Consider the following 23420-nt stretch of genomic DNA (forward strand, 5'->3'; position numbering starts at 1 on the left):
TTGGCTCTTGTCTCCGGTCGTAAGCGCCCTAATGACTAGGTCAGCTTGCTTGAAGTCCTGGTGCCGTCGGGCTGGACCGTGACAGCCCGCTTCTCGAACGGCTCCAGCGAGCGGTGCGCCCAGATGCGGAAGCGCTGGTGTTCGTCCGCGATCCAGACCTCGGCGCAGGGCTCGTAGTCCTTCTCGATCGCGGTCTCCACCCAGCCGCCGCGGGCCATCGCGGTCGTCTGCAGCACCACCGGGACCTCTCCGCCGGCCATCATCGCCGTCAATTGCTTCTCGTTGCGATCGAAGTCGTAGTGGAACAAGTAGAACGGCGTCGGGTTCTCGACATCGAGGGCGTCATACAGCGACAGCTGGTTGCCCAACACGAAAGCGGTGCGGGCTCCCTTCAAACACCGTGTCATCTCGGGTTGTATCGCGTCTCCCCAGACCTCGGCGGCCTCGAGCTGACGACTGTCGCGGCTCAGGTCGTCGACGTGCTCGATGGCCGCGGCCAGGGGAACCACCCCCAGAACGAGGCAGGCGCCCACGGACACGGCGACCAGCCTCGCCCGCAGCCTCGCCGTGATCATCATGATGCTGACGACGAGCACGAGAATCACCGGACCAGCGAGGCTGCGCGCGCCGAAACCGAAGGCAAGAGCTGCACCCACCCACACCGCCCCCGCCGCGGACCCCACAACCGCCGTCACGACCTGTCGGCCGGACATGGACCTCGGCCGGCTCGGCAACGAGATCTGGTCCCTGCGGTCGTACACGTCGCAGAGGACGAAGATCAGAGCCGCGAACACCAGAGCGCTCACGGTCTCGGCGTGCCCGGGCCCCGGACGCCGGATGGGGACGGTCGCGAGAAGAAGAGCACACAACGCGAGGAACCGCGTCGAGTCGCTCGCCAGACGCCAGATGACCGGCACGAACACCAGCAGCAGGAGGAAGGGATAGACGGCGACGATTTCGTAGCCCTCCCCGTCGGACGGCACGTCGAAGAAGGGCCAGCCGAAGTGTTTCGGAAACTGCTGGGCCTGACCGAAGACGACCTGGCGGTTGAGCTCGGCGAGGCTCATTCCGTAGCCGATCCGGTAGAACAGCACCTCCGACACGATTCCGGCCAGGATTCCGGCGGCGAGGGCGACGCATCGTGTCAGCCTCTCCCGCAGCGCTGCCTTGTCCCGCCCGATGAGCTCGTACAGTCCGGCCGCACCGGTCAGCAGGATCACCAGCTCGACGTGCTGCCAGAAGAGGGCCGCCGGCACCAGCACCCGCACGACCAACGACCATCGTCCGGAGTCGAGCCGACCTCCGGGCAGGAGGATGAACGCGAAGACGACAGGGAGGACGTACTTCACCTGAGCGGGCGACGCGAGCGTCAGGACAGCCAGCGCCATTGCGGCCATCGCAGCCGGATGTACGCGTCTGCGCAGCCCCATCGCGGCCACGAGGATGGCAGACAGGGTCACGCCGAAGAAACGGCCCAGGAGGAACTCCCACCACAGAGGATCGCCACCGGCCAGGCGATAGACCAGGCTGTTCACCCACCACGAACCGGCGTTCCAGCCGTGCTGGAAGTCGACCAGCGGGACCGCACCCTCGGCCGTGAGCTTGCCGAGGTAGTACTGCGCTCCTCTGTCCCCGGTCAACGGCTCCATCTGCGCGGTGAGGGTGTGGGCGGCATGTACGACGGCGACGACGACGATCACCGCGAAGCTCGCCCATCTGACCAGGCCGATGGGTTCACGCCCTCGGGGTGCGTCCGAGGGGATCGCCGTCGTGGCCGCCGGATCGAGCATGCTCTGAAAGTACGCGCTGCCGCAGGCTCCAGTGGGTCGAACGGAGTCTCTGGTTTTTGGACGTAGGCGTTGCTTTTCTTGTGTTCAACGACTGTTGCGCGTGACCGGTCTTGGGCCGCAGACACTCACCCACGGAAGGTGACCGTTCCTCGCCTACGCCAGACATGGGGTCTCCGCGTGAAAGAAAAATTTCTTTCACCCCGCCAACCCCACCCCGGTCGAGGCAACATCTTGCGGCGAACGAAAGTTCGTTCGCCCGTTGAGAACACCCTCCCCAAATGGGTCGGCGGCAAACCCCAACCACAAACACAGCACCCTCAGCGCGTCGACCCCATCGCCCCACCCCGAACAGTGAGATCCCGCTGCTGAACATCACCACGAGACTTGTGAGTCCAGATCGTCACAGTCGTTGCCTGCTTCTCGATCCTCACGACCGAGCAGGGGACGTAGTTGGCGCGGATGGCTTCGGTGAGCCAGGGCTGCGGCGTGTGCAGCGGCATCGTCTCGATGATGACCGGGATCGAGCCGTCCTCGAGCTGGGGTACCAGCACGTCCTCGTACTGCGCGAAGTCGTAGTGGAACAGGTAGTAGGGGGTCGGGTTGGTGATCTCCAGAGCGTCGTAGAGCTCGAGATAGTTGGGCATCACCAGTGCCTCGCGGGTGCCGGCGCTGCAGCGTTCGTACTCGGGGCCCGCCCAGCGGGCGATCGAGTCGCTCACGGCGAAGGACTTCGCATCGCGGCGCATGTCGTCGAGGTGGTTGACGGCGGCTAGAGCAGGTACGCCGCCCAGCACGACCAGCGCACCGGCGGAGACCGCTGCGGTGGCTCCGCGGAGGAACGCTCCTCCGAGGACCGCCCCGGCGATCGCCAGCGTCACCAGGAGGACCGCGCCGAGCATGCTCTGCAGGCCGAAGCCGATCCAGAGGGTGGCGGCAGCCCAGGCTGCCCCGAGCACGGCGAGAGGTAGCGCGATCATGGGCCGCGGTCGCGACTCGGTCAGCGGGATGCGGCGCTCGTAGAGCTCAGCCACCGCCAGGACGACGGCAAGGAGAACGAGGGCGGAGACGGTGGTGGTGTGGGGGTTGTCGACGCGCCGGATCGGGACGACGACGAGGACCAGTCCGGCCAGCGCGATCAGCCGGGTGGAGTCCGAGATCCGCTGCCACACCAGCGGCACGAAGGGGATCAGCAGCGCGAACGGGTAGAGCGCCAGGATGAAGAAGCGCCCCGACTCGGTCGGTAGGTCGAAGAAGTTCCACACGGCGTACTGCGAACCCTCGTGCGTCTCGGTCTGCCCGAGGATCACCTGTCGGTTGAAGTCGGCGAAGGAGAGCCCCCACACGAGCTTGTACGCCACCGCTTGGACGACCAGCCCGAGCACGAATCCACCGGACAGCTGCACGCAGTTGAGGATCCGGGTACGCCAGGGCGCCGCGCGCCGCGCGAACAGCTCGAAGAGCCCCGAGGCGCCGGTGAGGAGCACGGCCAGCTCGACGTACTGCCAGAAGACGAGGGCCGGGAGGAGCACCCGCGCGGCCGCGGCCAGGCGTGGGCGGGACTCGAGCCAACCGGTCGGCAGCAGGACGAAGACCCACAGCAGGCAGATTGTGTACTTGATGTGCAGCGGGGTGGCCAGCAGGAGCACGCCGAGCGCGAGCGCGATCATCACGGCCGGGTGCAGCCGCAGGCGGAGGCCGATGGCGGCGGCGAGGACCGCGCCGAGGCCGGCGCCGAGCAGGCGGCCCCAGAGGAAGTACCAGATCGTCGGGCTGCCGCTCGCGATCGCGTAGAGCGCCGCGTTGACCCAGAACGAGCCGGCGTTCCAGCCGTGCTCGAAGTCGACCAGCGGGATCGCACCGTGGGCGGTGATCTCGGCCAGGTGGTACTGCGCGCCGAAGTCCTGGGTCAGGAACGACCCGTTCTGGGCGCCGACCGAGTAGGCCGCCCAGACCAGCGCCACGACACAGACCCCGGCGAACGTCGCCCAACGCACAGCTCCGACTGGTTCGTTCCGCTCCCCCGGTGATGCCATGCGCCAGACCTTAGAGCGCGTAAGCGGCGGCGTGGATAATCCACGCCGCCGCTTACGAAACGTACGAGATCAGCCCTTCGTCAGGACGGAGGTGCGCTCCGGGTAGGGCAGGGTCGGGGTGAGACCGGCGTGAATGGTCTCCTTCATCCCCGAGGCGGCGATGGCCTCGACGTAGCGCCTGCGGCGGCTGTTGTCGAAGACGATGATCCCGCCGGGAGCGAGCCGGTCCTTGGCCTTCTCCAGACACGCTTCACGGGCACGCCCGTCGATCACCACGAGGTCGAACTCGCCGTCGACGTCGTCGATGGAGTTGACGTACGCCTCGAAGTCGAGGCCCGCGTGGCCCTCCTTCTGCGAGGGGACGACGGGGTTGTCGCTGGCGACCGGCTCGATGACCCGCAGCGAGATCTTCTCCTCGCCGGCGAGCTCGGCCTGCATCATCTCGCCGAAACCCTTGTGGTGCTCGACGGAGTGGATCTCGTCGGCGCGACGGGAGAGCCAGATGGTGGACGCGCCGGAGCCGTACTCGTAGATCCGGATCGGTCGCTCACGCTCGCCCAGCCAGGCGTCGACCGCGGCGATCGCGTCGTAGGTCCACCACGGCACGTCGAGCTTCGCCATCGCCAGGGAGTCGTAGACCTTGGTCAGCGAGTGGGCCCAGTGACGCCAGCGCTGCTCGACCGGCGGCGCGGTCTCCTTGGCGAGTCCCGTCTTCGTCAGCCCGCGACCGACGGCCTTGAGGGAAGCGGCATAAGACTGCTTGGCCAAGGAAAGCGGGGAACGACCTGAGGTGGACATTGATCTCCAGGGAAAGGATTGTCGGGGAGCCCTAGGAAGGACTACCCAGGGAACGATACCGGCGAACGCTCCCCCTTACTCGGAACGTTCTGCCAAACGCTTGGTGAGTCGCGCAAGAACATCCGGCGGCAGGAAAGCCGACACATCCCCACCGAAATGGGCCATCTCCTTGATCAGCGAGGAGGAGACCGCTGCCCAGCGCGGGTCGTTCAGCAGGAAGACGGTCTCGACGCCGGTCATGTGGGCGTTCATCTGCGCCATCGGCGCCTCGTACTCCAGGTCGGGCGCCCCGCGCAGCCCCTTCACGATCGCCTGGGCGTCGATCTCGACGCAGAAGTCGGTGACCAAACCGGTGAACCCCTGGACCCGTACGTTGCCCAGCGGAGCGGTCACCTCGGTGATCATCTCCATCCGCTCCTCGGCCGTGAACAGGCGCTTCGACTTCGACGGGTTGACTCCGACGGCGACGACAACCTCGTCGAACATCGCCGAGGCGCGGGTGAAGATGTCGAGGTGGCCGAACGTGGGCGGGTCGAACGAACCAGGGCACACCGCACGACGCGTCATTGTCTTCTTCTTTCTTTGGGTCAGTCCGGCGCGTGGCCGTACCAGAGCGTGGTCTCGCCGTACTTCTTCGACTTCTGGTCGGTGAACCCGTCGGGCCAGACCGGCTCGGGGCTGCGTGCGGACCGCTCGACGACCACCAGGGCGCCCGGAACCAGCCAGCCGTGCTTGACCAGCAGCGCGATGTCCTCGGAGACGGCGTCGTCGGAGAGCGGGTAGGGCGGGTCGAGGAAGGCCAGGTCGTAGGGAGCCGGCGGCGGCGTCACCAGGGTGCTCGCCACGGTGGCCGCGACCACGTGGGCCCGCGGGAAACCGAGCTCCTTCGCGTTGGACCGGATCACCCCGGCCGTACGCCTGTCCGACTCGACCAGGGTCACGACCCCGGCGCCGCGGGACCATGCCTCCAGCCCGACCGCGCCGGTGCCGGCGTAGAGGTCGAGGAAGCGCAGTCCGGCCAGGGAGCCGTAGGAGGACTCGATCGCCGAGAAGAGCGCCTCGCGCACCCGATCGGTGGTCGGACGGGTCCGCACCCCCTTGGGAGCGAGTAGGCGTCGCCCTCCTGCGACGCCACCGATGATCCGAGTCATTGGGATACCTTAGGACTTTTCCAAGTAGTCGGCGGAAGCGGACTCCTCGATCTCGGTGACCCGCTCGGCCAGGAGCGGTGCGGTCGCGAGCTCCGGGTCGGCCTCGAGGAGCGCCTCGGCCGCCTCGCGCGCCTCCAGGATCGTCTCCTCGTCACGGAGCACGCGCAGGCTCTCCAGGCTCGATCGCCGGCCCGACTGGGAGGCGCCGAGCACGTCTCCCTCACGGCGCTGGTCGAGGTCGACCCGGGACAGCGCGAACCCGTCGGTGGTCTCGGCGACCGCGTCGAGGCGGGTCCTGGCCGGGGTGCCGGCCTCGGCGTGGGAGACCAACAGGCACAGCCCGTGCAGCCCGCCACGGCCGACCCGGCCGCGCAGCTGGTGGAGCTGGGAGACGCCGAAGCGGTCGGCGTCGAGGATGACCATGGTGGTGGCATTGGGTACGTCTACGCCGACCTCGATCACGGTGGTGGCGATCAGCACATCGATGTCGCCGGCGGCGAAGGCGCTCATGGTGCGCTCCTTCTCCTCGGCGGGGAGCTTGCCGTGGAGCTTGGCGACGTTCACCCCCCGCAGCGGGCCGGTGGTCAGCTCCTCGGTGACCTCGTCGACGGCGGAGAGCTGGGCAGGGGCGGCCTTGACCTCGATGCCGTCGGCGTCGAAGTCGCGCTGGTCGCTCTCCCCCTGCTCGGACTCGTCCCCGCTGATCCGCGGGGCGACGACGTAGACCTGGTGGCCCTTCTCGACCTCTTCCTTGACGCGTTCCCACACCCGGGCGATCCACGCGGGATGGTCCACGAGCGAGACCAGGTTGGTCTGGATCTCGGCGCGTCCGGCCGGGAGCTCGGTGAGCGTGGAGACCTCGAGGTCGCCGAAGACGGTCATCGCGACCGTGCGCGGGATCGGCGTCGCGGTCATCACCAGCAGGTGCGGTGGGGTGCCGGCCTTGTCGGTCAGGGCGGCCCGCTGCTCGACGCCGAAGCGGTGCTGCTCGTCGACGACGACCAGGCCGAGGTCGTCGAACATCACCTGGTCCTGCAGCAGGGCGTGGGTGCCGACGACGATCCCGGCCTCGCCGGTGGCAATCCGACTCAGCGGCCCCTTGCGCTGGGTCTTGGTCATCGAGCCGGTGAGCAGCTCGACATGGGTCTGCTCCTGGTCGCCGGCGAAGAGCCCGCCGGCCAGGCCGCTGGCGGCCAGATCGCCGAGCATCGCGGTGATCGAGCGGTAGTGCTGCTGGGCGAGCACCTCGGTCGGCGCCAGCAGCGCGGCCTGGCCCCCGGAGTCGACGACCCGCAGCATCGCGCGCAGCGCGACCAGCGTCTTGCCGGAGCCGACCTCGCCCTGGAGGAGGCGGTTCATCGGGTGGGGCTGGGCAAGCGCCGCCTCGAGCTCCTCCCCGATCTCCGCCTGTCCCTTGGTGAGGGTGAACGGCAGGCGCGCGTCGAAGGCCTCGAGCAGGTGGTGGGCCCCGCCGGTGCGCGCGGTGGTGCCCAGCGCCTGGAGTGCCCTCCGCCGGCGTCCCAGGACCAGCTGCAGCCCGAGCGCCTCCTCGAACCGGAAGCGGTGCTGGGCGCGCTGGATGTCTTTCCACTCGCGGGGCGCGTGGATCAGGTCCAGGGCGTCGCGCAGCCCCGGAACGGCGTACGTCTCCCGCAGCTGCTCCGGGAGCACGTCGGTGACGTCCTCGACGACCTGCCGGGCGAACCGCACCGCGCGCATCACGTCCCAGTGCTGGAGTCCGGCGGTGAGCGGGTAGATCGGGAAGAGCTCGGTCAGCTCCTCGACCGCCATCTGGTTGTCGGCCGCCTCGGCGGCGTTCTCGGAGTCGGACGGGTCACCGAAGACGACCATCTGCGGGTTGGCCAGCTGCCACTCGCCGCGGAACGATCCGGCCTTTCCGACGAAGACGCCGCGGACGCCCGGGGCGAGCACGCCGCGCCGCCACTCGGCGATCCGCTGCGACTTGGAGAAGAAGGTGAGCTGCAGGTCGGCGGTGCCGGCCTTGAGCTGGGTCTCGACGCGGAAGGCGGGCCGGCCGGTGCGGCGGTCGGTGTGCTGCCGTACGACGCTGCGGACCACCTCGCCGAGCACCGTGAGCATCTCACCCTCGTGCAGCTGCGGCGTCTGGCTGAGGTCGGCGGTGCGCAGGTAGCGCCGCGGGAAGTGGTAGAGCAGGTCGCCGACGGTGCGCAGCCCGAGACCCTTGGTGAACTTCGTGGCGTGCTTGCTGTTGCCCAGCACGGCCTCGATCGGCGACTCGAGGGTGATCGGCACCGTCTCTTCTCCTCTACTCCACCGACATCAGGAGGGGGTAGCGCTCCTGGCCTCCGTCGTACACCATCACATCAACGGCCGGATGGTTGGCAGCCAGCCACGCCGCGACGGCCCCGGCGAGCTCGCCCATGGGGTCCTCGAGGCCGGAGACCAGCGTCACCAGCTCGCCGCCACCACCGATGAGCCGGGCGAGCACGTAGGTCGCACACATCTCCAGGTCCTGGCCGACCTTGACGAAGTCTCCGTCGAGCACCCCGAGCGCGTCACCCGGCATACACGGCCCGGCCATGGTAATCGCTCGGGTGTTCGAGATGGTGACCGCACCATGCCGCGCGTGTCGCGCGGTGGCGGTCATCTCGAGCACGTCCTTGTCGAACTTCCGGCCGGGCTCGTGGACCGCGATCGCCGCCAGCCCCTGCACCTGGCTGCGGGTCGGGATCACCGCGACGTTGATGTCGAGGTCGTCCTCGGCGGTGCGGGCCGCGGCCTCGGCCGACTGCCGGGTCGGGGCGTCGTTGGGGAGCACGATCACCTCGGTGGCACCGGAGGCGGTGATCGCCTCGAGCAGCTCGGAGGTCGTCGGGCGCCGGTGCGGGCCGCCCTCGATCACGATCGCGCTGGCACCGCGGAAGAGCTCGGCCAGACCCGGCCCGGCCGCGAACGCGATCACCGCCCGGCCGGCGCGAGTCGCGTGGCGATGGGCCTGGCCGGCGATCTGCTCGGCGAAGTGGGTCACGTGGATCCGGTGCGGCCGCCCGGCGTTGATCCCCGCCTCGATCGCGGCGCCGACGTCGTCGACGTGGACGTGCACGTTCCAGATGCCCTCGCCACCGACCACGACCAGCGAGTCGCCCAGCGGCTGGAGCCGCTTGCGAAGAACGGGGATCGCGGCATCCTCGGCGTCGAGCAGGTACATCACCTCGTACGCCGGCCCGCCGGGCTCCAGCGCGTGGCCGTCGGCCGCGCCCATGCCCGTCTGGATCGGGATCGGGATGTGCGGGGTGCTCGGCATCGGCGTCTGCGGGCTCGGACGGCGTCCGGTCAGGGCGGTCTCGAAGGCGTCGAGCAGCACACAGATTCCGCGGCCACCGGCGTCGACCACCCCGGCAGCGGCCAGTGCGGGCAGCTGCTCCGGTGTACGGGCAAGAGCGGCGCGGGCCGCGCTGGCGGCGACCGACATGACGTCGCGGGTGCGTGCGGTCTCGTCGATCTCGACGCACGCCTCGGCCGCGTCCGCGGCGGCCCGGAGCACGCTGAGCATGGTGCCCTCCTGGGGCTCCCCCACCGCGGCGTACGCGGCGTTGCCGGCGCTGCGCAGCGCGTCGGCGAAGACCGTGGCGGTGCGCTCCTCCTCGGTGGCCTGGATCAGGCGGCGCAGCAGGGCGCCGATCATCTCGGCCAGGATCACGCCCGAGTTGCCGCGGGCATCCAGGAGCGCGCCGCGCGAGAACGCGCGCAGTCCCTCGCGCCAGTCGTGGCCGGTGAACTCGCGCAGCCGGTCACGGGCCGCGGCGATCGTGAGGTAGAGGTTGGTGCCGGTGTCGCTGTCGGGCACGGGAAAGACGTTGAGCGCGTCGATCTCCTCGCGGTGCGACGCGAGCGCGTCGGTCGCCAGGTCGCCGAACCGGCGGAACAGATCGAGCTTGACCTCGGCCACGCTGCCCTCCCTACTCCTCTACACCCCTGCATACACCCAGACACCGTGACGCCGGACACACTTCCCGGTATCGCGGCCCCCAGGGTAGGCGGTGCCTGGGTACGGGGTAAACGACGGGTGAACAAATCCGAGGCTGCAGCAAAGACACGAACGAGTAACACCTTCTGCCGAGTTGCGCCCCACCTCGGTGACGATCATCCCTAGTGTTGAGGTGTCCCCAACGCCGAAGGACTCACGGATGTCGATTCCGACCCCGACCCCACGCGCGAAACGCGTCAACGAAATCTTCGACTTCTCGGCCGGGCGCGGCCTGGAGATCGGACCCCTGCACCAACCGCTCGTCCCCCGAGATGCCGCGGAGGTCTCCTATCTGGACCTCTACGACCGCGACCGGCTCTACGAGTCGTACGCCGAGCATTCCCAGGTGAATCACGACACCATCCCCGAGATCGACTATCCGATGTGGGACGGCACCCGGATGCGTACGCTCGAGGAGGCTGCCAAGGAGGGTGCCCCGTTCGATTGGGCGCTGGCCAGCCACGTCGTCGAGCACGTCCCCGACCTGGTCGGATGGCTGGCGCAGGTCGAGGCCGTCGTCGCTCCGAACGGGGCTCTCGTCCTGGTCGTCCCCGACCGGCGCTACACCTTCGACGCCCATCGCCCGCCCACGACGATGGGCCAGATCCTGCAGGCGTACGAGGCGGGCGACACGACCCCGTCGGTGCGCGCCGTCTTCGACCACCACCGGAGTGCGGTCAACACCGACGCCAAGCGCCTCCACCACCGCGGGCCGAGCGAGGCCGAGACCTGTATCCACGACCTCGGCTACACCAGGGCCCAGGTCGAGCGCGCCCGCCGGGGCGAGTACGTCGACTGCCATGTGTGGACCTACACCGACCGCTCGTTCCCCGAGATCATCGCCGAGCTGCGCCGCCTGGGGCTGACCGGCTGGTCGGTCGAGTCCCTCCTGCCCGTGCCGGAGAACGACATCGAGTTCTACGTCGTCCTGCGCCGCGGCCTCTCCCCCGACCTCCCCGCCGTGCCCGCCATCCCGGACTGGGTCGAGCACGGCCTCGAGCTGCGCGACGAGGTCGCCAAGCTCCGTGAGGTCGTCGCGGACCAGCGGCGGCGGCTCGAGTCGCAGCGCAAGCAGCTCGCCGGCCAGCGCGCCGAGATCGACGATCTGCGCGGGTCCAAGCGGTGGAAGCTGGCCACCGCACTGGCCGCGCCGCTGGACAGATGGCGGGATCGCCGCTCGGACGACTGACGATTTCGCCGGGCACAGCCGGACGGGCTACGCTTGTTCGGTTGTCTCGGCAGGGCAGCCGTTCATCGCGCCCGCCGACACTATCCAATCGACCTCGATCATCTATTCAACCTCAGGAGTTCACGGTGGCTGCCGTCTGCGACATCTGCGACAAGAAGCCGGGCTTCGGCAACAACCGGCCGTGGTCCAAGAAGGCGACCAGGCGCCGCTTCGACCCCAACATCCAGCGCGTTCGCGCCGTAATCAACGGCACCCCGAAGCGCATGAATGTCTGCACGACCTGCATCAAGGCCGGCAAGGTCGCTCGCTGACCCGGGATCTTCCTCGCACGAAGGCCGCTGCCCACTCGGGCAGCGGCCTTCGTCGTTCTCAGAAGTGCGTCCAGCCCGTCGAACCCTCGTAGGCCTTCCCGTCGACCGTGACCGGCTCTCCACCGGGCTCGCCGATCGTCCCGATCACGGTCCATCCCTGCGGCAGCTCGACGTCAGGCGGGAACGCGGCGAGCAGGGAGTGGTCCTCTCCCCCGCCCAGCACGAACGCGAGCGCGTCGGCGCCGGTCGCCGAGGCGACCGCGTTGAGCTCGTCGGGGATGGTCAGCGCGGCGGTGTGCACGTCGATGGAGACCTCCGAGGCATCGGCGATGTGCCGGGCCTCGGACAGCAGCCCGTCGGAGACGTCGATCAGCGCCGAGGCACCCGCTGCCGCGGCGGCGGGGCCGGCTGCGTACGGCGGTTGTGGGCGTCGGTAGGCATCGACCAGCACCCGTGGTGACCGGAACCCTCGCTTGAGGATCGCCAGGCCGGCCGCGGCCCACCCCTGGCGGCCGCACAGCGCGAGTACGTCGCCGGGCTCCGCGCCCGAGCGCAGCACCGGTGCCTGGGCGACCGCGCCGATGGCGGTCACGGAGATGACGATCTGGTCGGCGCCGGTGACGTCACCGCCGACGACCGAGGCCCCGACCAGCGCGCACTCCGCGGCGAACCCCTCCGCGAAGTCGACCGCCCACTCGGCAGGAAGGTCCGAGGGAAGGGCGAGCCCGAGGGTCATCGAGTGCGCGACACCACCCATCGCGGCGATGTCAGCGAGGTTCTGGCCCGCCGCCCGGTGGCCGATGTGGGACGCCTCGGCCCAGTCCCGCCGGAAGTGGCGGCCCTCGACGAGCAGGTCGGTCGAGACCACCACATGACCCTGCTTGACCCGCACCAGCGCGGCGTCGTCGCCGGGACCGACCAGCACCTGCTCCCCCTGGGCGAAGTGCTTGGTCATCTCGGTGATCAGCCCGAACTCACCGATGTCGGCGAGCGTCGTGTCCCTCGGAAAAGCCATGGCTCCATCCAACCCTCCTCGCCACGCGCGGAGATACCGGGACACGCATCACCGTGTCTCCGAGCTTCGCTCGGTCACTTCCTCGTTCGTCTTATCCCCAGGGTCGGTGTAGGTCGATCGATAGATAACGCGATAGGTTACTTGCCTGACGTTGTGCCAAGGAAGGCACGGAGAACAGGAGCAGCACAATGGTCGTACAGGCGTACATCCTCATCCAGACCGACGTCGGCAAGGCCGCAGAGGTCGCCACCGAGATCGGCAAGATCCAGGGCGTGACTCTGGCTGAGGACGTCACCGGTCCGTACGACGTGATCGTCCGCGCTGAGGCTCGCAACGTCGACGAGCTCGGCAAGCTGGTCGTGGCCCGCGTCCAGAGCCTCGAGGGCATCACCCGCACCCTGACCTGCCCGGTCGTCCACATCTGAGATTGACGGCTCTTCCCGGCCGTCTGTTAGAACGAACCCATGAGCACACCTCCTCTTTCCGGACCTGTCGCCGTCATCGCCGGCGGGCTCAGCCACGAGCGCGACGTGTCGCTGGCCTCTGGCCGCAACCTCGTGCGCGAGCTGTCGGCGCTGGGCGTGGAGGTGGCTGCGTACGACTTCGACCGGGCGCTGCTGCACAACCTCGAACGCGACAAGGCGGTCGTGGCGCTGCCGGCTCTGCACGGCCAGTTCGGTGAGGACGGCGAGATCCAGACGCTCCTGGAGCTGATCGGGATCCCGTACGTCGGCACCGTCTCCACCTCCTGCCGCGTCGCGTTCGACAAGACGGCTGCCCGCGAGCTCCTGCGCCGCGGAGGCATCCCTGTGCCGGACTCGGTCTCGCTGTCGTCCACGACGTTCCGCGACGTCGGGGCGCCGGTGCTGATGGAGCACGTCATCTCGCGGTTGGGTGAGCGGGTCGTGGTCAAGCCCTCGCGCGGCGGCTCCGCGCTCGGCGTCACCGGCGTCGACGGCCTCTCCGCCCTCCCCGCGGCCCTGGTCAAGACCTACGCCTACTGCGACGAGGCGCTCATCGAGCGCTTCTACGCCGGCATCGACGTCTCCGTGGTCGTCCACGAGCAGGATTCGGGCCTCTCATACATGACGCCAGTGGCCATCGACTTCAGCAAGGGCCACGAGTTCGACTTCGCGGCTCGCTACACCGCGGAGTTCGTCGGCTTCGGCCGCCCCGACCTCCCCGACGCGCTGCTCGCCGAGCTCGGCGAGACCGCCGTACGCGCCCACGAGCTGCTCGGCATGCGTGACATCTCCCGCACCGACTTCATGGTCACCCCCGACGGCAGCTTCGTCGTCCTCGAGGTCGCCATCACCCCCGGCGCCACCGAGACCAGCGTCTTCCCCTTCGCCGCCAAGCACGACGGCACCTCGATGGGCGAGGTCACCCTCGCCCTTCTCAAGCGCGCCCTCTCCCGCTGACCGGCGGCCCCGCGTGGGATACCCGGTCGACCGGGTATCCCTGGGCATGACAGGCACTGAAACACACGCCCAGTCCCCAAAGTGCCCGTCAAGCCCCGCCGTACGTCTCACCACCCGGACGGCGAGAACAGTCATCAGGCCGCCGCGCGCGCAAAGGCAGCGCGGATCCTGGCGGCGACCCGCTCGGGGCTGGCGAGATCGGCCCACGTCAATCGGATGCACCGCCAACCCGTGAGTTCTTCGATCATCTCCTGTCGGCGCTTCTCCCTGAGCACCACGTCAGTGACCGACTCACCCTCGCGCAACAACTCCTGATACTTGATACGGCCGTCGAACTCCACCCACACCCCGTACTCCGGCCATGCGAAGTCGAGTCGAGCGACTACGCTTCCCGAGTCATCGGATACCTCGTACTGCGGACAAGGCATTGGCAGCGCTTGGGCGAAACAAAGGTGGAACACGCGCCCCTCGCCCACGGACTCGATTCGTCCATCGGCGAGCCGGAGGACCAAGTCGGTGGTCAAGGTCTGAGGCCAATGATCCATCGCGCCGGCATACCGCTGGACGACCTGTTCCATCGTGACCAGCTTGCGATGCAGGAGGCAGCTCGCGAGGACGAGACCGACCTCGACCCGTGCCATGGTGGTGACCTCTAGTAGGGCCCTCACCGGCGAGGTTACGTCGACGTCACCAATACGCACGACATCGCCTTCGACCAGGCGTCCGCGATGCTGCTGGACGCCGGCCTCCTTGCGCCCGCTCTTTCCGTCTCGTCTCGTCAGGTGCAGGTTGCGAAGGTCGAGTCCCCACGTAGGCACCGCTTCGGGGTAGAGGGCGATCGCGGACGTATGGGAGATCACCACCTCCGTCTTCGCCTGCTTCGCCGCGGCTCGGGCGCGCACCGCGTGCTGAGAGCGTTCATCGAGTGCGGCAAACGGCGCGGCGTTCACGTACGCCCCGCGTCGGGCGCGTGCGAACTGACCAGACCGGACGGCTCGCAGGATCGCGGCATCGTCATAGCCCGACGCAAGCAGCTCCCGCCGCAGTCGGATTGGCATGAGACGTACATCATCGGGATCTAGGTTCATGCCGCTCAGCCTGGCCATGACCTAGGACAGTCTTCGAGGCCCGGAGGCCTCTCTGTGGATAACTCGAACCTCAAGTGCACCTGTGGACGCCAACCGGCCCGAGTCACCGTCACCGTGGCTCGGGCCGGCTCAGAAATTGAGACCGTCGGGTCAACTTGACGGGCACTTCGTGGACTGGACGGGTGTTTCAGTGCCCGTCATGCCCAGGGATACCCGGTCGACCGGGTATCCCACGCCCGCCACAGCCGCGCCGACTCGGCGTGGTTTTCGGTCAGCTTGCGCCGACTCGGCGTCAGCTCAGGCCGGTGAGCTTGCCGGCGATGCCGCCGGCGGCCTTGAGGGCGACGCCCTCCTCGAAGTTCCGGGTGACCTGGGGGATGTGCTTCTCGGCCTCGGCGATGGCGCTGGTGAGGACCTCGGAGGCGGGGGTGTCGGGCCACAGGTAGAGCGAGAGGGCTCCGGGGATGGAGTTGACCTCGTTGATGTAGACCTCGCCCTTGCCGTCGGAGAGGAAGTCGATGCGGAGGATGCCGGTCAGGCCGGTGAGCTCCACGACGCGTACGGCCAGGTCCTTGATCTGCTTGGTGACCGACTCCTCGACCTGGGCCGGGAACTCGCGCGGGGAGGAGGAGAGGCCGTCGGTGTGGACGTACTTGGCGGAGTAGTCGTACATCTTCGCCTCGTCCGAGCGCAGCGGACGCTCGACGTCGCTCACCGCGACCTCGGGGGCGGTGCGCACCGAGGCGTTGAGGTCGAAGAGGTCGGGGCGGTATGGCTCGACGACCGCGCCCGCACGCAGGTGCGGGGAGGTGTTGAGAAGCGCAAGTCCGGTCTCGTAGTCGTCGACGACCTCGATGCCGATCGAGGAGCCACCGAAGCGCGGCTTGACGATGTAGGGGCCCTCGAAGGACGGCGCGGCGTAGCGCGACAGGAGCTCACGAGAAAGCGACGGGAGGCCGGCGTTCAGCATGACCGCACCGAAGGCGAGCTTGTCCATGCCGAGCGCGGCCGCAGCCGGGGTCGCGCCGGTCGCCTTGAGGCCGGCGAGCTCGAAGAGCCACTGGATGCCGCCGGCCTCGCCTGCGCCACCGTGGAAGGCGGAGAGGATCGGGCCGGTCTCGAGGCGCTTGCCGCCGCCGAAGCCGCCGACGGTGTAGAACCCGTCGCCCTTCTCGGAGCCGAGGCGGAACTCGACGGCCTTGGAGCCCTTCGGCTCGCCGCCGAGGAAGTCACGCGCCTCCTGCTTGGCAGGCACCAGGAACCACTTGTCGGAGCGCGCCCAGTAGAGGCACGTCACCTCGACGCCGGCACCGGAGAGGACCCGCTCGGCCTGCAGGCCGGTGAGGATGCTGATGTCGTGCTCGGCGCTGGGACCGCCGAAGACGATGGTGGCCTTGGTTACGCTCATGGTGAAAGCTCCTGGGGGTCCTACGCGTAGTGGTCGGGGAGGTCGTTCTCGTACAGCACCACGTCGCCCTCCTTGGCCGCGGTCAGAGCGTGATCCGCTGCCGCCTTACGGCTCTCGAACGCGGTGGTTCGCGCTGGCTCCCCCGAACGCAGCGCTTTTCGGTTGGTGCGACCGACGATGCACAGCCGCATCTTGTCGGAGGCCGTGGCAGCCTGCGCGAACTCGATGTTGCGCGCGGCCTGCTCAGTGCCCAGCTCGACCATACCGGGCGTGATGGTCCACACCGTGCCCGACTCCCCTGCCAGCCGCTTGGCCTTCGCGAGCGCCGCGGCGGCTCCGGTGGGGTTGGAGTTGAAGGTGTCGTCGACGACCCAGACGCCGCCGGGCGTCCTGTTGGCCTCGGCGCGGTGGGGCGTGCCGGGGATCGACGCCAGCCGCTGGGTGATCGTCTCGATCGGGACCTCGACCGCGAGGGCGAGGCCGACGGCGATCGCCACGTTGATCGGGTGCCCGACCTCGTCGGGAAGCTGGACGGCGTACGTCTCGCCGTTGATCTGGAGCGCGCCGTCGGCCACCACGACCTCGGCGGTGGTGCCCGGAACGGCGGAGCAGGCGATGACGCGCTTGCTGGCGCGGAGGTTCTCGGCGATGAGCGCGAGCTCGGGTACGTCGATGTTGAGCACCACGGTCGAGGCCTTCGGGAGGATCTCCGACTTGGCCTTCACGATCGTCTCGCGCGACTTCATCCGCTCCAGGTGGGCTTCGCCGATCGTGGTGATGGCGGCGACCTCCGGCGGGAAGATCTCGGTCAGCTCGGCGATCTCGCCGGGGCCGTAGGTGCCCATCTCGGCCACGAAGATGTCGGTGCCGGGCTGGAGGCGGTCGTTGACCGCGCGAGAGAGGCCCATCGCGTTGTTGAAGCTCGCCGGTGAGGCCAGCGTCGACCAGCGGCCCTGCATCAGGTGGGTGGCGTAGTTCTTCGTCGAGGTCTTGCCGTAGGAGCCGGTGATCGCGACGATCCGCGGACTGACCTTCTTGATCGTGGCGGCCGCCTGGACCTGCCACTTCTTCGCCATCGCCTTCTCGATCGGCCACATGATCGCCAGCGCCGCCTCGGCCAGCGGGACCGCGAGGATCGGGAGCAGGCCCGCAGCGGCCGGGACGACGAGCGCGATCACGACGGTGACGATCGCGTGCAGCACGAACAGCACACCGGCCAGGCGCTTGACGCGGTCGGTCCACACCAGCCGCTTGGCGCCGGTGAAGCTCATCCCCACCGGCCAGCCGATGAACAGCAGCGCGCCGACGAGCGCGCCGTAGGGCAGCACGAACGAGGCCAGGCAGACCACGACGACCGCGCCGAGCAGGATCGCCTCGACCGGGCGTGCCTTGATCCAGATCCACTCGATCGCGAACAGCCGCGTCGGCTCGTAGTGCTCACGCTGAGCGACCCGCAGCCAGCGGTAGTACGAGACCAGGGTCAGCGCGGAGGTGACCAGGACGATCCACATGCTTCTTCTTCAGCCCCTCAGATTCAGTTCGTACGAAGTTCGTCGATGGCGCCTCGAAGGCTCTTGACCAGCCCTGCGTCGAGCAGGTGCGCGGACCCGGGGACGATCTCCAGGGTCGCGTTCTCCCCCAGGATCTCCATGGCCTCACCGGGCATCCAGACCGGTGCGGCGGTGTCGTTCTCGCCCCAGATCAGGCGGACCGGAAGGTCCTTCGGGATGGCTGCCAGCTGGTCGCCGTAGGACTCGTTGACGACCTTGACGAAGATGTCGCGGATGATGCCCTTGGCGTTGCGGTAGTCGGTCGAGCCGTACTTCTCCCGCAGCGCCTCCATCCGTGCCTCGGGGATCAGCCCCTTGGAGTGGAGCCAGCGGCCGATCCGGTAGGCGAGCTTGGGCTTGCCACCGGTCTTCGGACGGAACAGCGGCACGCCGGTGAGGACGATGCCGCGGACGAGCTCCGGGCGGGCCGCGGCGAGCTGGACGGCCACCCGGCCGCCGAAGCTGTGGCCGACGAGCACCGGGCGGTCGAGACCCTCGAGGATCTGGGCCAGCCACTCGGCGTACTCCTTGCTTCCCCAGGCCTCCTCGGGGGCCGGGGTCGCGCCGAAGCCGGGCTGGTCGAGCGCGAGCGCGTCCATGCCCTCGAGCGTCGAGCCCCAGTCGCTGCGGTTGCGGGCCCAGCCGTGCAGGGCCACGACGGTGGCAGCATCCTTGCCGTGCTTCTCACCGAAGGCACGTCCATCCAGCAGGGTCGTCAACACGGCCGCAACCTTATCCGGGACCATGCGCTGAGCCGTAACCGCGCGGCGCATGAGCCCGGTTGTCGAGCGGGCAATAGGGTCGAAGTCATGGATCACAAGCCCGCCACGATCGCCGTCCACGCCGGGCGGCCGGCCCACGAGCCCGACCAGCCGCTCAACGTACCGATCACGATGGCCTCGACCTATGTGGCCGGCGGGGACAAGGAGTACGGGCGCTACACCAACGACTCGTGGGTGGCGTTCGAGGAGGCGCTCGGGCAGCTCGAGGGAGGGCGGGCGCTGTCGTTCGCCTCAGGGCTCGCGGCGATCGCGACGCTGCTCGACCTGGTCAACGATTCGGTGGTCGTGGCGACCGAGCAGAGCTATCTGGGGACCATCGGCCAGCTGGCCGACCTCGAGGGGCGCGGCCGGCTGACGGCGCGCCTCGCGGACTTCTCCGACACCGCCGCGGTCGTGAAGCTGCTCGAGAAGCTCGACGGCGAGGTCGCGCTGGTCTGGGTCGAGACCCCGACCAACCCGGGGATGCAGCTCGCCGACCTGCCGGCCGTCATCGCCGCCGCCCACAAGGCCGGGGCGCGGGTCGTGGTCGACAACACCTTCGCCACTCCCCTGCTCCAGCAGCCGCTCGCGCTCGGCGCGGACATCGTCATCCACTCGGCCACCAAGTTCATCGCCGGCCACTCCGACGTCGTCATGGGCGCGGTCGTCGTCTCCGACGACACGCTGTGGGACGTACTCAAGGCCCGTCGCGACCTCCTCGGCGCGATCCCCGGCCCGTTCGAGGCGTGGCTGGCGCTTCGCGGTATTCGTACGCTGCACCTGCGCGTCGAGCGCTCCTCCGCCAACGCGGCGACCCTCGCCGAGCGCCTGGCGGCGCACCCGGCGGTCGCTGAGGTCCGCTACCCCGGGTTCGGCGGCATGCTCGCGGCGGTCCTGCCCACCGCGGAGCAGGCCGATCTGCTCACCCACTCAACCTCGCTGTGGGTCAATGCGACCTCCCTCGGCGGCGTCGAGTCCACGTTCGAGCGCCGTCGCCGCTGGAAGACCGAGTCGGCGACGGTGCCCGACGGGCTGGTGCGGATGTCGGTCGGGGTCGAGGACGTCGACGACCTCTGGGCCGACCTGCTCCAGGCGCTGGACCGCATCGGGAGCTAGTGGGTCGGCGACACCGGGCTCACCACCAGCGCGGACCCGCCACCGCGTCGCCACGGCTCGGCGGTCGAGGTCAGCAGCCCGTCGGGACCGATCTCGATCGCGGTGGCCGCGCCGAGCTCAGCGGTCGGGGCGAAGGTGTGCCCCAGCGACGTCAGTGGCCCTCCGTACGCCTCGATGAAGGCCGGCTCGGCACCGGTGCTCGCCGCGTTGCGCTGGGAGACCCGCGGCGCCGCCATCGCCTCGGGCAGGGTCCGGTCGCGCGCGTACCGCTCGATGAGAATCTGGAGCACCGTGGTGATGATCGTCGAGCCGCCCGGCGAACCGACCGCCAGGACGGGCCGGCCGTCGGAGAGGACGATCGTGGGTGACATCGAGCTGCGCGGGCGCTTGTTGGGCTCGATCCGGTTGGGGTCGTCGGCCCGGTAGGTCGTCGAGAAGTCGGTCAGCTCGTTGTTGAGGATGAAGCCGCGGCCGGGCACGGTGATGCCGGATCCTCCGGTCTGCTCGATGGTCAGGGTGTACTCGACGACGTTGCCCCAGCGGTCGACCACGGTCAGGTTGGTGGTCTCGAGGTTCTCGGTGTCCCTCGCGGTCTCGCCGGCGCCTTCCGCGCCGTCGCAGACCCCGTCGAAGTCGTACGCATCACCGGCCGCCACGGGCTTGGGTTGGGCCGCCGCGGGGTCGATGCCGCAGGCCCGCTCGGCGGCGAAGGTGTCGTCGAGGAGCGCCTCGACGGGTACGTCGACGTGGTCGGGGTCGCCGAGGTAGGCGCCCCGGTCGGCGAAGGCGATCGCGCTCGCCTCGAGAAGATGGTGGTAGGCCTCGGTGTTGGTCATCCCGGCCAGCTCGTAGCGCTCCAGGATGTTGAGCGCCTCGCCCACCGAGGTGCCGCCCGAGGACGGCGGTGCCATCCCGTAGACGTCCAGGTCACGGTAGGTCGAGTGGGTCGGCTCGCGGTCGGGGGCGGTGTAGGCGGCGAGGTCCTCGGTGGTCACCCAGCCGGCCGGAACCGGGAGGTCGGTGTCGTCGCTCTTGGGCGGCTCGGCCACCGTCGCGGCGATCTCCGCGGCCAGCGGGCCGCGGTAGAAGGCCTTCACGCCCTTGCGGGCGAGCAGGTCGTAGGTCGCGGCGATGTCGGGGTTGCGGAACCGGCTGCCGACCTCGGGCGCGGATCCTCCAGGAAGAAATAGTTCGGCAGTGGAATCGATCGCTGCGAAACGTTCCGCGTTGTCGACGGTCTGCTGGCGGAAGGTCTCGTCGACGACGAAGCCCCGGCGAGCCAGCCGCGCCGCCGGCTCGAGCGACTTGGCGAGCGACCGCGTGCCCCACTTCCTCAGCGCCTTGTCCCAGGTCAGCGGGGTTCCGGGCACTCCGACCGAGGCGCCACTGGTGACCATGTCGGGGAAGAATGGATACTCCTTCCCCGTCTCGGGGTCGATGAACGCGTCGCGCGGCATCGCGGCCGGCGCCTTCTCGCGGCCGTCGATCGTCTCGACCTCGCCGGTGCGCGCGGAGTAGTGCACGAAGAAGCCGCCCCCGCCGATCCCGGCCGAATAGGGCTCGGTCACGCCGAGCGCCGCAGCCGTCGCGACCGCTGCGTCCGTCGCGTTGCCGCCCTTGCGCAGCACCTCGAGCCCGACCCGGCTCGCGTCGGCGTCGACGCTCGCCACCGCGCCTCCGTAGCCGATCGCGGTGGGCGCCTTCGGTGGTGGCGCCAGCCTCTCCTCCGGGGCGGCGGTCGCCCCGGCGTACGGGACCAGGGTGGCCAGCGCGAGCGCACCTCCGGTCAGTGTGGCGACAACTGCAGAGCGGCGTCCGAGCATGGCGATCTCCCAGAGATTGGCGGCTCATCGAACGTACTACTTCGGCGCCGACCTCGAATTACGTTCTGAAATTCCTTAATTAGTAAGGGTTGCTTACAAACAAACCGACTGCCACCATCGAATGGCGATTCGGGCGCCTGGTGCCCGAGCCAGCCATCACCTCGGAGGTGTCACCATGCATGTCGCCTTGCCCTCACGAAGATCACGCCGGACAGCCGGCCTTCTCATCGGCGCACTCGCCGGAGCGCTCGCCCTCACCGGCACGCTCGTCCTCACCAGCACCCCGTCCAGCGCATCGCTGACGACGGCCGCCGCGGAGCCGACCGCGATCAACGGCTACCGCAACGTCGGCTACTTCGTGCAGTGGGGTGTCTACGGCCGAGCCTTCAAGCTCAAGCAGCTGGAGACGTCCGGGGTCGCCGACGACCTCACCCACCTCAACTACGCCTTCGGCAACATCCACCACCAGACGCTGACCTGCTTCGAGGCCAACAAGGCTCAGGGCGAGGGGCCCAACGGCTCCGACGGCGCCGGTGACGCCTACGCCGACTACGGGATGTCGTACGCAGCCGACGCCTCCGTCTCCGGCACGGCCGACACCTGGGACCAGCCCCTGGCGGGCTCCTTCAACCAGCTCAAGCAGCTCAAGGCCAAGCACCCGGACCTGAAGGTCCTGCTCTCGCTGGGCGGCTGGACCTGGTCGAAGAACTTCTCCCTCGCGGCGGCGACGCCGGAGTCGCGACGCAAGTTCGTCTCCTCCTGCATCGACCTCTACATCAAGGGCAACCTGCCGGTCATCGACGGCCGCGGTGGCGCCGGAGCGGCCGCCGGCGTCTTCGACGGCTTCGACATCGACTGGGAGTGGCCGGGCTCGCCCAACGGCAACGCCGGCAACCACGTCGACCCGGTCAACGACCGCGCCAACTTCAAGGCGCTGCTGGCCGAGTTCCGCTCCCAGCTGGACGCGCTGGGATCGACCACGGGCAAGGACTACCAGCTCTCCGCGTTCCTCCCGGCCAACCCGCAGGACATCGAGGCGGGCGGCTGGAACGACCCGGCGATCTTCAACTCCCTCGACTTCGGCAACATCCAGGGCTACGACCTGTGGGGTGCCTGGGACCCGACGCTGACCGGCCATCAGGGCAACCTCTACGCCGACCCCGCCGACCCGCGCCCCGACGGCAAGCGGTTCAGCGTGGACGAGTCGGTCCGCGAGTACCTCGACGCCGGCATCTCACCGGCCCAGCTCGGGCTCGGCATGGCGGCGTACGGCCGTGGTTGGCAGGGTGCCACCTCCTCCGCCCCGTGGGGTCCGGCGACCGCCGCGGCACCAGGGACGTACGAGGCTGGCAACGAGGACTACGACAAGCTCAAGTCCCGCGGCACCGACCACTACGACGCCGCGACCGGCGCCGGGTGGCGCTACGACGGCAATCAGTGGTGGAGCTACGACAACAAGCGCACGATCGCCCAGAAGGCGGCGTACGCCATCTCGAAGGGCCTCGGCGGAGGCATGTGGTGGGAGCTCTCCGGTGACCGTCAGGGCGAGCTGATCGGCACCTTCGCCGACGCCATGCGCAACGGCACCGGCGGCCCGGTCGAGGAGCCGGACCCGACCGACCCGCCGACCGAGGAGCCCACGGACCCGCCGACCGAGGAACCGACCGACCCGCCCGGCGGGGCGGCCGCATGGTCGGCCACGACGGTGTACGTCGCCGGTGACCGTGCCACCTACGGCGGTCACCTGTGGGAGGCCAAGTGGTGGACCCAGGGCAACACCCCTGGCACCGAGGAGTGGGGCCCGTGGAAGGACCTCGGCACCGCCTGAGCCGCTGACCCTCCATCAAGGTATGCAGAGAAAGGCCCGCTTCCCGTGCGGAACTCCGCACGGCGCTGGTCACCAGGGTCTCGCGCAGCAGCCTGCCGGGTGAGAGCTCGTAGGGGTCGCCCGCTCGGC

General features: G+C 69.2%; 19 protein-coding genes. 6 read left to right on the top strand and 13 right to left on the bottom strand.

What is annotated here, in order from left to right; translation table 11 throughout:
* Positions 1–35: 35 nt before the first annotated feature.
* From ABZU72_RS17595 to ABZU72_RS17625, 7 genes are all read right to left on the bottom strand, one after another.
* On the bottom strand, positions 36–1790 hold the full coding sequence (locus tag ABZU72_RS17595) for a hypothetical protein (protein ID WP_355020121.1): 1755 nt from the start codon (positions 1788–1790) through the stop codon (positions 36–38).
* Between the two features lie 317 nt (positions 1791–2107).
* Positions 2108–3823: a hypothetical protein gene (locus tag ABZU72_RS17600; protein ID WP_355020122.1), complete on the bottom strand. Its 1716-nt coding sequence runs from the start codon at positions 3821–3823 to the stop codon at positions 2108–2110.
* Positions 3824–3892: 69 nt separating this feature from the next.
* Entirely contained in the window at positions 3893–4591 is a 699-nt protein-coding gene (locus tag ABZU72_RS17605) for a class I SAM-dependent methyltransferase (RefSeq protein ID WP_355020123.1), read from the bottom strand.
* 105 nt (positions 4592–4696) lie between these two features.
* Entirely contained in the window at positions 4697–5188 is a 492-nt protein-coding gene (gene coaD / locus ABZU72_RS17610; protein ID WP_350661889.1) for a pantetheine-phosphate adenylyltransferase, read from the bottom strand.
* A gap of 20 nt (positions 5189–5208) precedes the next feature.
* Positions 5209–5772: a 16S rRNA (guanine(966)-N(2))-methyltransferase RsmD gene (rsmD, locus tag ABZU72_RS17615; RefSeq protein ID WP_160024539.1), complete on the bottom strand. Its 564-nt coding sequence runs from the start codon at positions 5770–5772 to the stop codon at positions 5209–5211.
* Between the two features lie 9 nt (positions 5773–5781).
* A complete protein-coding gene (locus tag ABZU72_RS17620) occupies positions 5782–8046 on the bottom strand; it encodes an ATP-dependent DNA helicase RecG (RefSeq protein ID WP_355020124.1) in 2265 nt (754 codons plus the stop codon).
* A gap of 13 nt (positions 8047–8059) precedes the next feature.
* On the bottom strand, positions 8060–9703 hold the full coding sequence (locus tag ABZU72_RS17625; RefSeq protein ID WP_355020125.1) for a DAK2 domain-containing protein: 1644 nt from the start codon (positions 9701–9703) through the stop codon (positions 8060–8062).
* A gap of 238 nt (positions 9704–9941) precedes the next feature.
* Between ABZU72_RS17625 and ABZU72_RS17630 the strand changes: the two genes are divergently transcribed.
* Positions 9942–10970 carry a methyltransferase domain-containing protein gene (locus tag ABZU72_RS17630; protein WP_355020126.1) on the top strand — a complete coding sequence of 343 codons (1029 nt, stop codon included), beginning with the start codon at positions 9942–9944 and terminating at the stop codon, positions 10968–10970.
* A 125-nt stretch (positions 10971–11095) separates the two neighbouring features.
* Positions 11096–11281, top strand: coding sequence for a 50S ribosomal protein L28 (rpmB, locus tag ABZU72_RS17635; protein ID WP_141803692.1), 186 nt, complete (start codon positions 11096–11098; stop codon positions 11279–11281).
* 58 nt (positions 11282–11339) lie between these two features.
* Here rpmB and ABZU72_RS17640 read toward each other — a convergent pair whose 3' ends face one another.
* A complete protein-coding gene (locus ABZU72_RS17640; protein ID WP_355020127.1) occupies positions 11340–12296 on the bottom strand; it encodes a thiamine-phosphate kinase in 957 nt (318 codons plus the stop codon).
* A 188-nt stretch (positions 12297–12484) separates the two neighbouring features.
* Here ABZU72_RS17640 and ABZU72_RS17645 point away from each other — a divergent pair, with 188 nt between their 5' ends.
* Positions 12485–12721: an Lrp/AsnC ligand binding domain-containing protein gene (locus tag ABZU72_RS17645; RefSeq protein WP_091049571.1), complete on the top strand. Its 237-nt coding sequence runs from the start codon at positions 12485–12487 to the stop codon at positions 12719–12721.
* Between the two features lie 39 nt (positions 12722–12760).
* Positions 12761–13717, top strand: a complete 957-nt coding sequence (locus ABZU72_RS17650) for a D-alanine--D-alanine ligase (protein WP_355020128.1) — start codon at positions 12761–12763, stop codon at positions 13715–13717.
* A 134-nt stretch (positions 13718–13851) separates the two neighbouring features.
* Here ABZU72_RS17650 and ABZU72_RS17655 read toward each other — a convergent pair whose 3' ends face one another.
* The 4 genes from ABZU72_RS17655 to ABZU72_RS17670 form a co-directional block, all read right to left on the bottom strand.
* Positions 13852–14805, bottom strand: coding sequence for a type IV toxin-antitoxin system AbiEi family antitoxin domain-containing protein (locus ABZU72_RS17655; RefSeq protein ID WP_355020129.1), 954 nt, complete (start codon positions 14803–14805; stop codon positions 13852–13854).
* Between the two features lie 292 nt (positions 14806–15097).
* Positions 15098–16213, bottom strand: a complete 1116-nt coding sequence (locus tag ABZU72_RS17660) for a hypothetical protein (protein ID WP_355020130.1) — start codon at positions 16211–16213, stop codon at positions 15098–15100.
* A gap of 20 nt (positions 16214–16233) precedes the next feature.
* Positions 16234–17724 carry a UDP-N-acetylmuramoyl-tripeptide--D-alanyl-D-alanine ligase gene (gene murF, locus ABZU72_RS17665; RefSeq protein ID WP_355020131.1) on the bottom strand — a complete coding sequence of 497 codons (1491 nt, stop codon included), beginning with the start codon at positions 17722–17724 and terminating at the stop codon, positions 16234–16236.
* 23 nt (positions 17725–17747) lie between these two features.
* On the bottom strand, positions 17748–18485 hold the full coding sequence (locus ABZU72_RS17670) for an alpha/beta hydrolase (protein ID WP_355020132.1): 738 nt from the start codon (positions 18483–18485) through the stop codon (positions 17748–17750).
* Between the two features lie 87 nt (positions 18486–18572).
* Between ABZU72_RS17670 and ABZU72_RS17675 the strand changes: the two genes are divergently transcribed.
* A complete protein-coding gene (locus ABZU72_RS17675) occupies positions 18573–19640 on the top strand; it encodes a PLP-dependent transferase (RefSeq protein WP_355020133.1) in 1068 nt (355 codons plus the stop codon).
* On the opposite strand, the gene ggt is transcribed toward ABZU72_RS17675, so the two are convergent.
* Positions 19637–21463 carry a gamma-glutamyltransferase gene (gene ggt, locus ABZU72_RS17680; RefSeq protein ID WP_355020134.1) on the bottom strand — a complete coding sequence of 609 codons (1827 nt, stop codon included), beginning with the start codon at positions 21461–21463 and terminating at the stop codon, positions 19637–19639. The two genes, ABZU72_RS17675 and ggt, sit on opposite strands and share 4 nt — an antisense overlap.
* A 175-nt stretch (positions 21464–21638) precedes the next feature.
* Between ggt and ABZU72_RS17685 the strand changes: the two genes are divergently transcribed.
* Positions 21639–23291 carry a glycosyl hydrolase family 18 protein gene (locus tag ABZU72_RS17685; protein WP_355020135.1) on the top strand — a complete coding sequence of 551 codons (1653 nt, stop codon included), beginning with the start codon at positions 21639–21641 and terminating at the stop codon, positions 23289–23291.
* Positions 23292–23420: the final 129 nt, after the last annotated feature.

Source organism: Nocardioides sp. NPDC004968 (assembly GCF_040608935.1).
Taxonomy (GTDB): Bacteria; Actinomycetota; Actinomycetes; order Propionibacteriales; family Nocardioidaceae; genus Nocardioides.

Excerpts from the sequence above, each read along its gene's own strand:
- ABZU72_RS17595 (WP_355020121.1), bottom strand. The coding sequence starts at position 1,790 with ATGCTCGATCCGGCGGCCACGACGGCGATCCCCTCGGACGCACCCCGA.
- ABZU72_RS17600 (WP_355020122.1), bottom strand. The coding sequence starts at position 3,823 with ATGGCATCACCGGGGGAGCGGAACGAACCAGTCGGAGCTGTGCGTTGG.
- coaD (WP_350661889.1), bottom strand. The coding sequence starts at position 5,188 with ATGACGCGTCGTGCGGTGTGCCCTGGTTCGTTCGACCCGCCCACGTTC.
- rsmD (WP_160024539.1), bottom strand. The coding sequence starts at position 5,772 with ATGACTCGGATCATCGGTGGCGTCGCAGGAGGGCGACGCCTACTCGCT.
- ABZU72_RS17630 (WP_355020126.1), top strand. The coding sequence starts at position 9,942 with ATGTCGATTCCGACCCCGACCCCACGCGCGAAACGCGTCAACGAAATC.
- ABZU72_RS17640 (WP_355020127.1), bottom strand. The coding sequence starts at position 12,296 with ATGGCTTTTCCGAGGGACACGACGCTCGCCGACATCGGTGAGTTCGGG.
- ABZU72_RS17645 (WP_091049571.1), top strand. The coding sequence starts at position 12,485 with ATGGTCGTACAGGCGTACATCCTCATCCAGACCGACGTCGGCAAGGCC.
- ABZU72_RS17650 (WP_355020128.1), top strand. The coding sequence starts at position 12,761 with ATGAGCACACCTCCTCTTTCCGGACCTGTCGCCGTCATCGCCGGCGGG.
- ABZU72_RS17655 (WP_355020129.1), bottom strand. The coding sequence starts at position 14,805 with ATGAACCTAGATCCCGATGATGTACGTCTCATGCCAATCCGACTGCGG.
- ABZU72_RS17660 (WP_355020130.1), bottom strand. The coding sequence starts at position 16,213 with ATGAGCGTAACCAAGGCCACCATCGTCTTCGGCGGTCCCAGCGCCGAG.
- murF (WP_355020131.1), bottom strand. The coding sequence starts at position 17,724 with ATGTGGATCGTCCTGGTCACCTCCGCGCTGACCCTGGTCTCGTACTAC.
- ABZU72_RS17675 (WP_355020133.1), top strand. The coding sequence starts at position 18,573 with ATGGATCACAAGCCCGCCACGATCGCCGTCCACGCCGGGCGGCCGGCC.
- ggt (WP_355020134.1), bottom strand. The coding sequence starts at position 21,463 with ATGCTCGGACGCCGCTCTGCAGTTGTCGCCACACTGACCGGAGGTGCG.
- ABZU72_RS17685 (WP_355020135.1), top strand. The coding sequence starts at position 21,639 with ATGCATGTCGCCTTGCCCTCACGAAGATCACGCCGGACAGCCGGCCTT.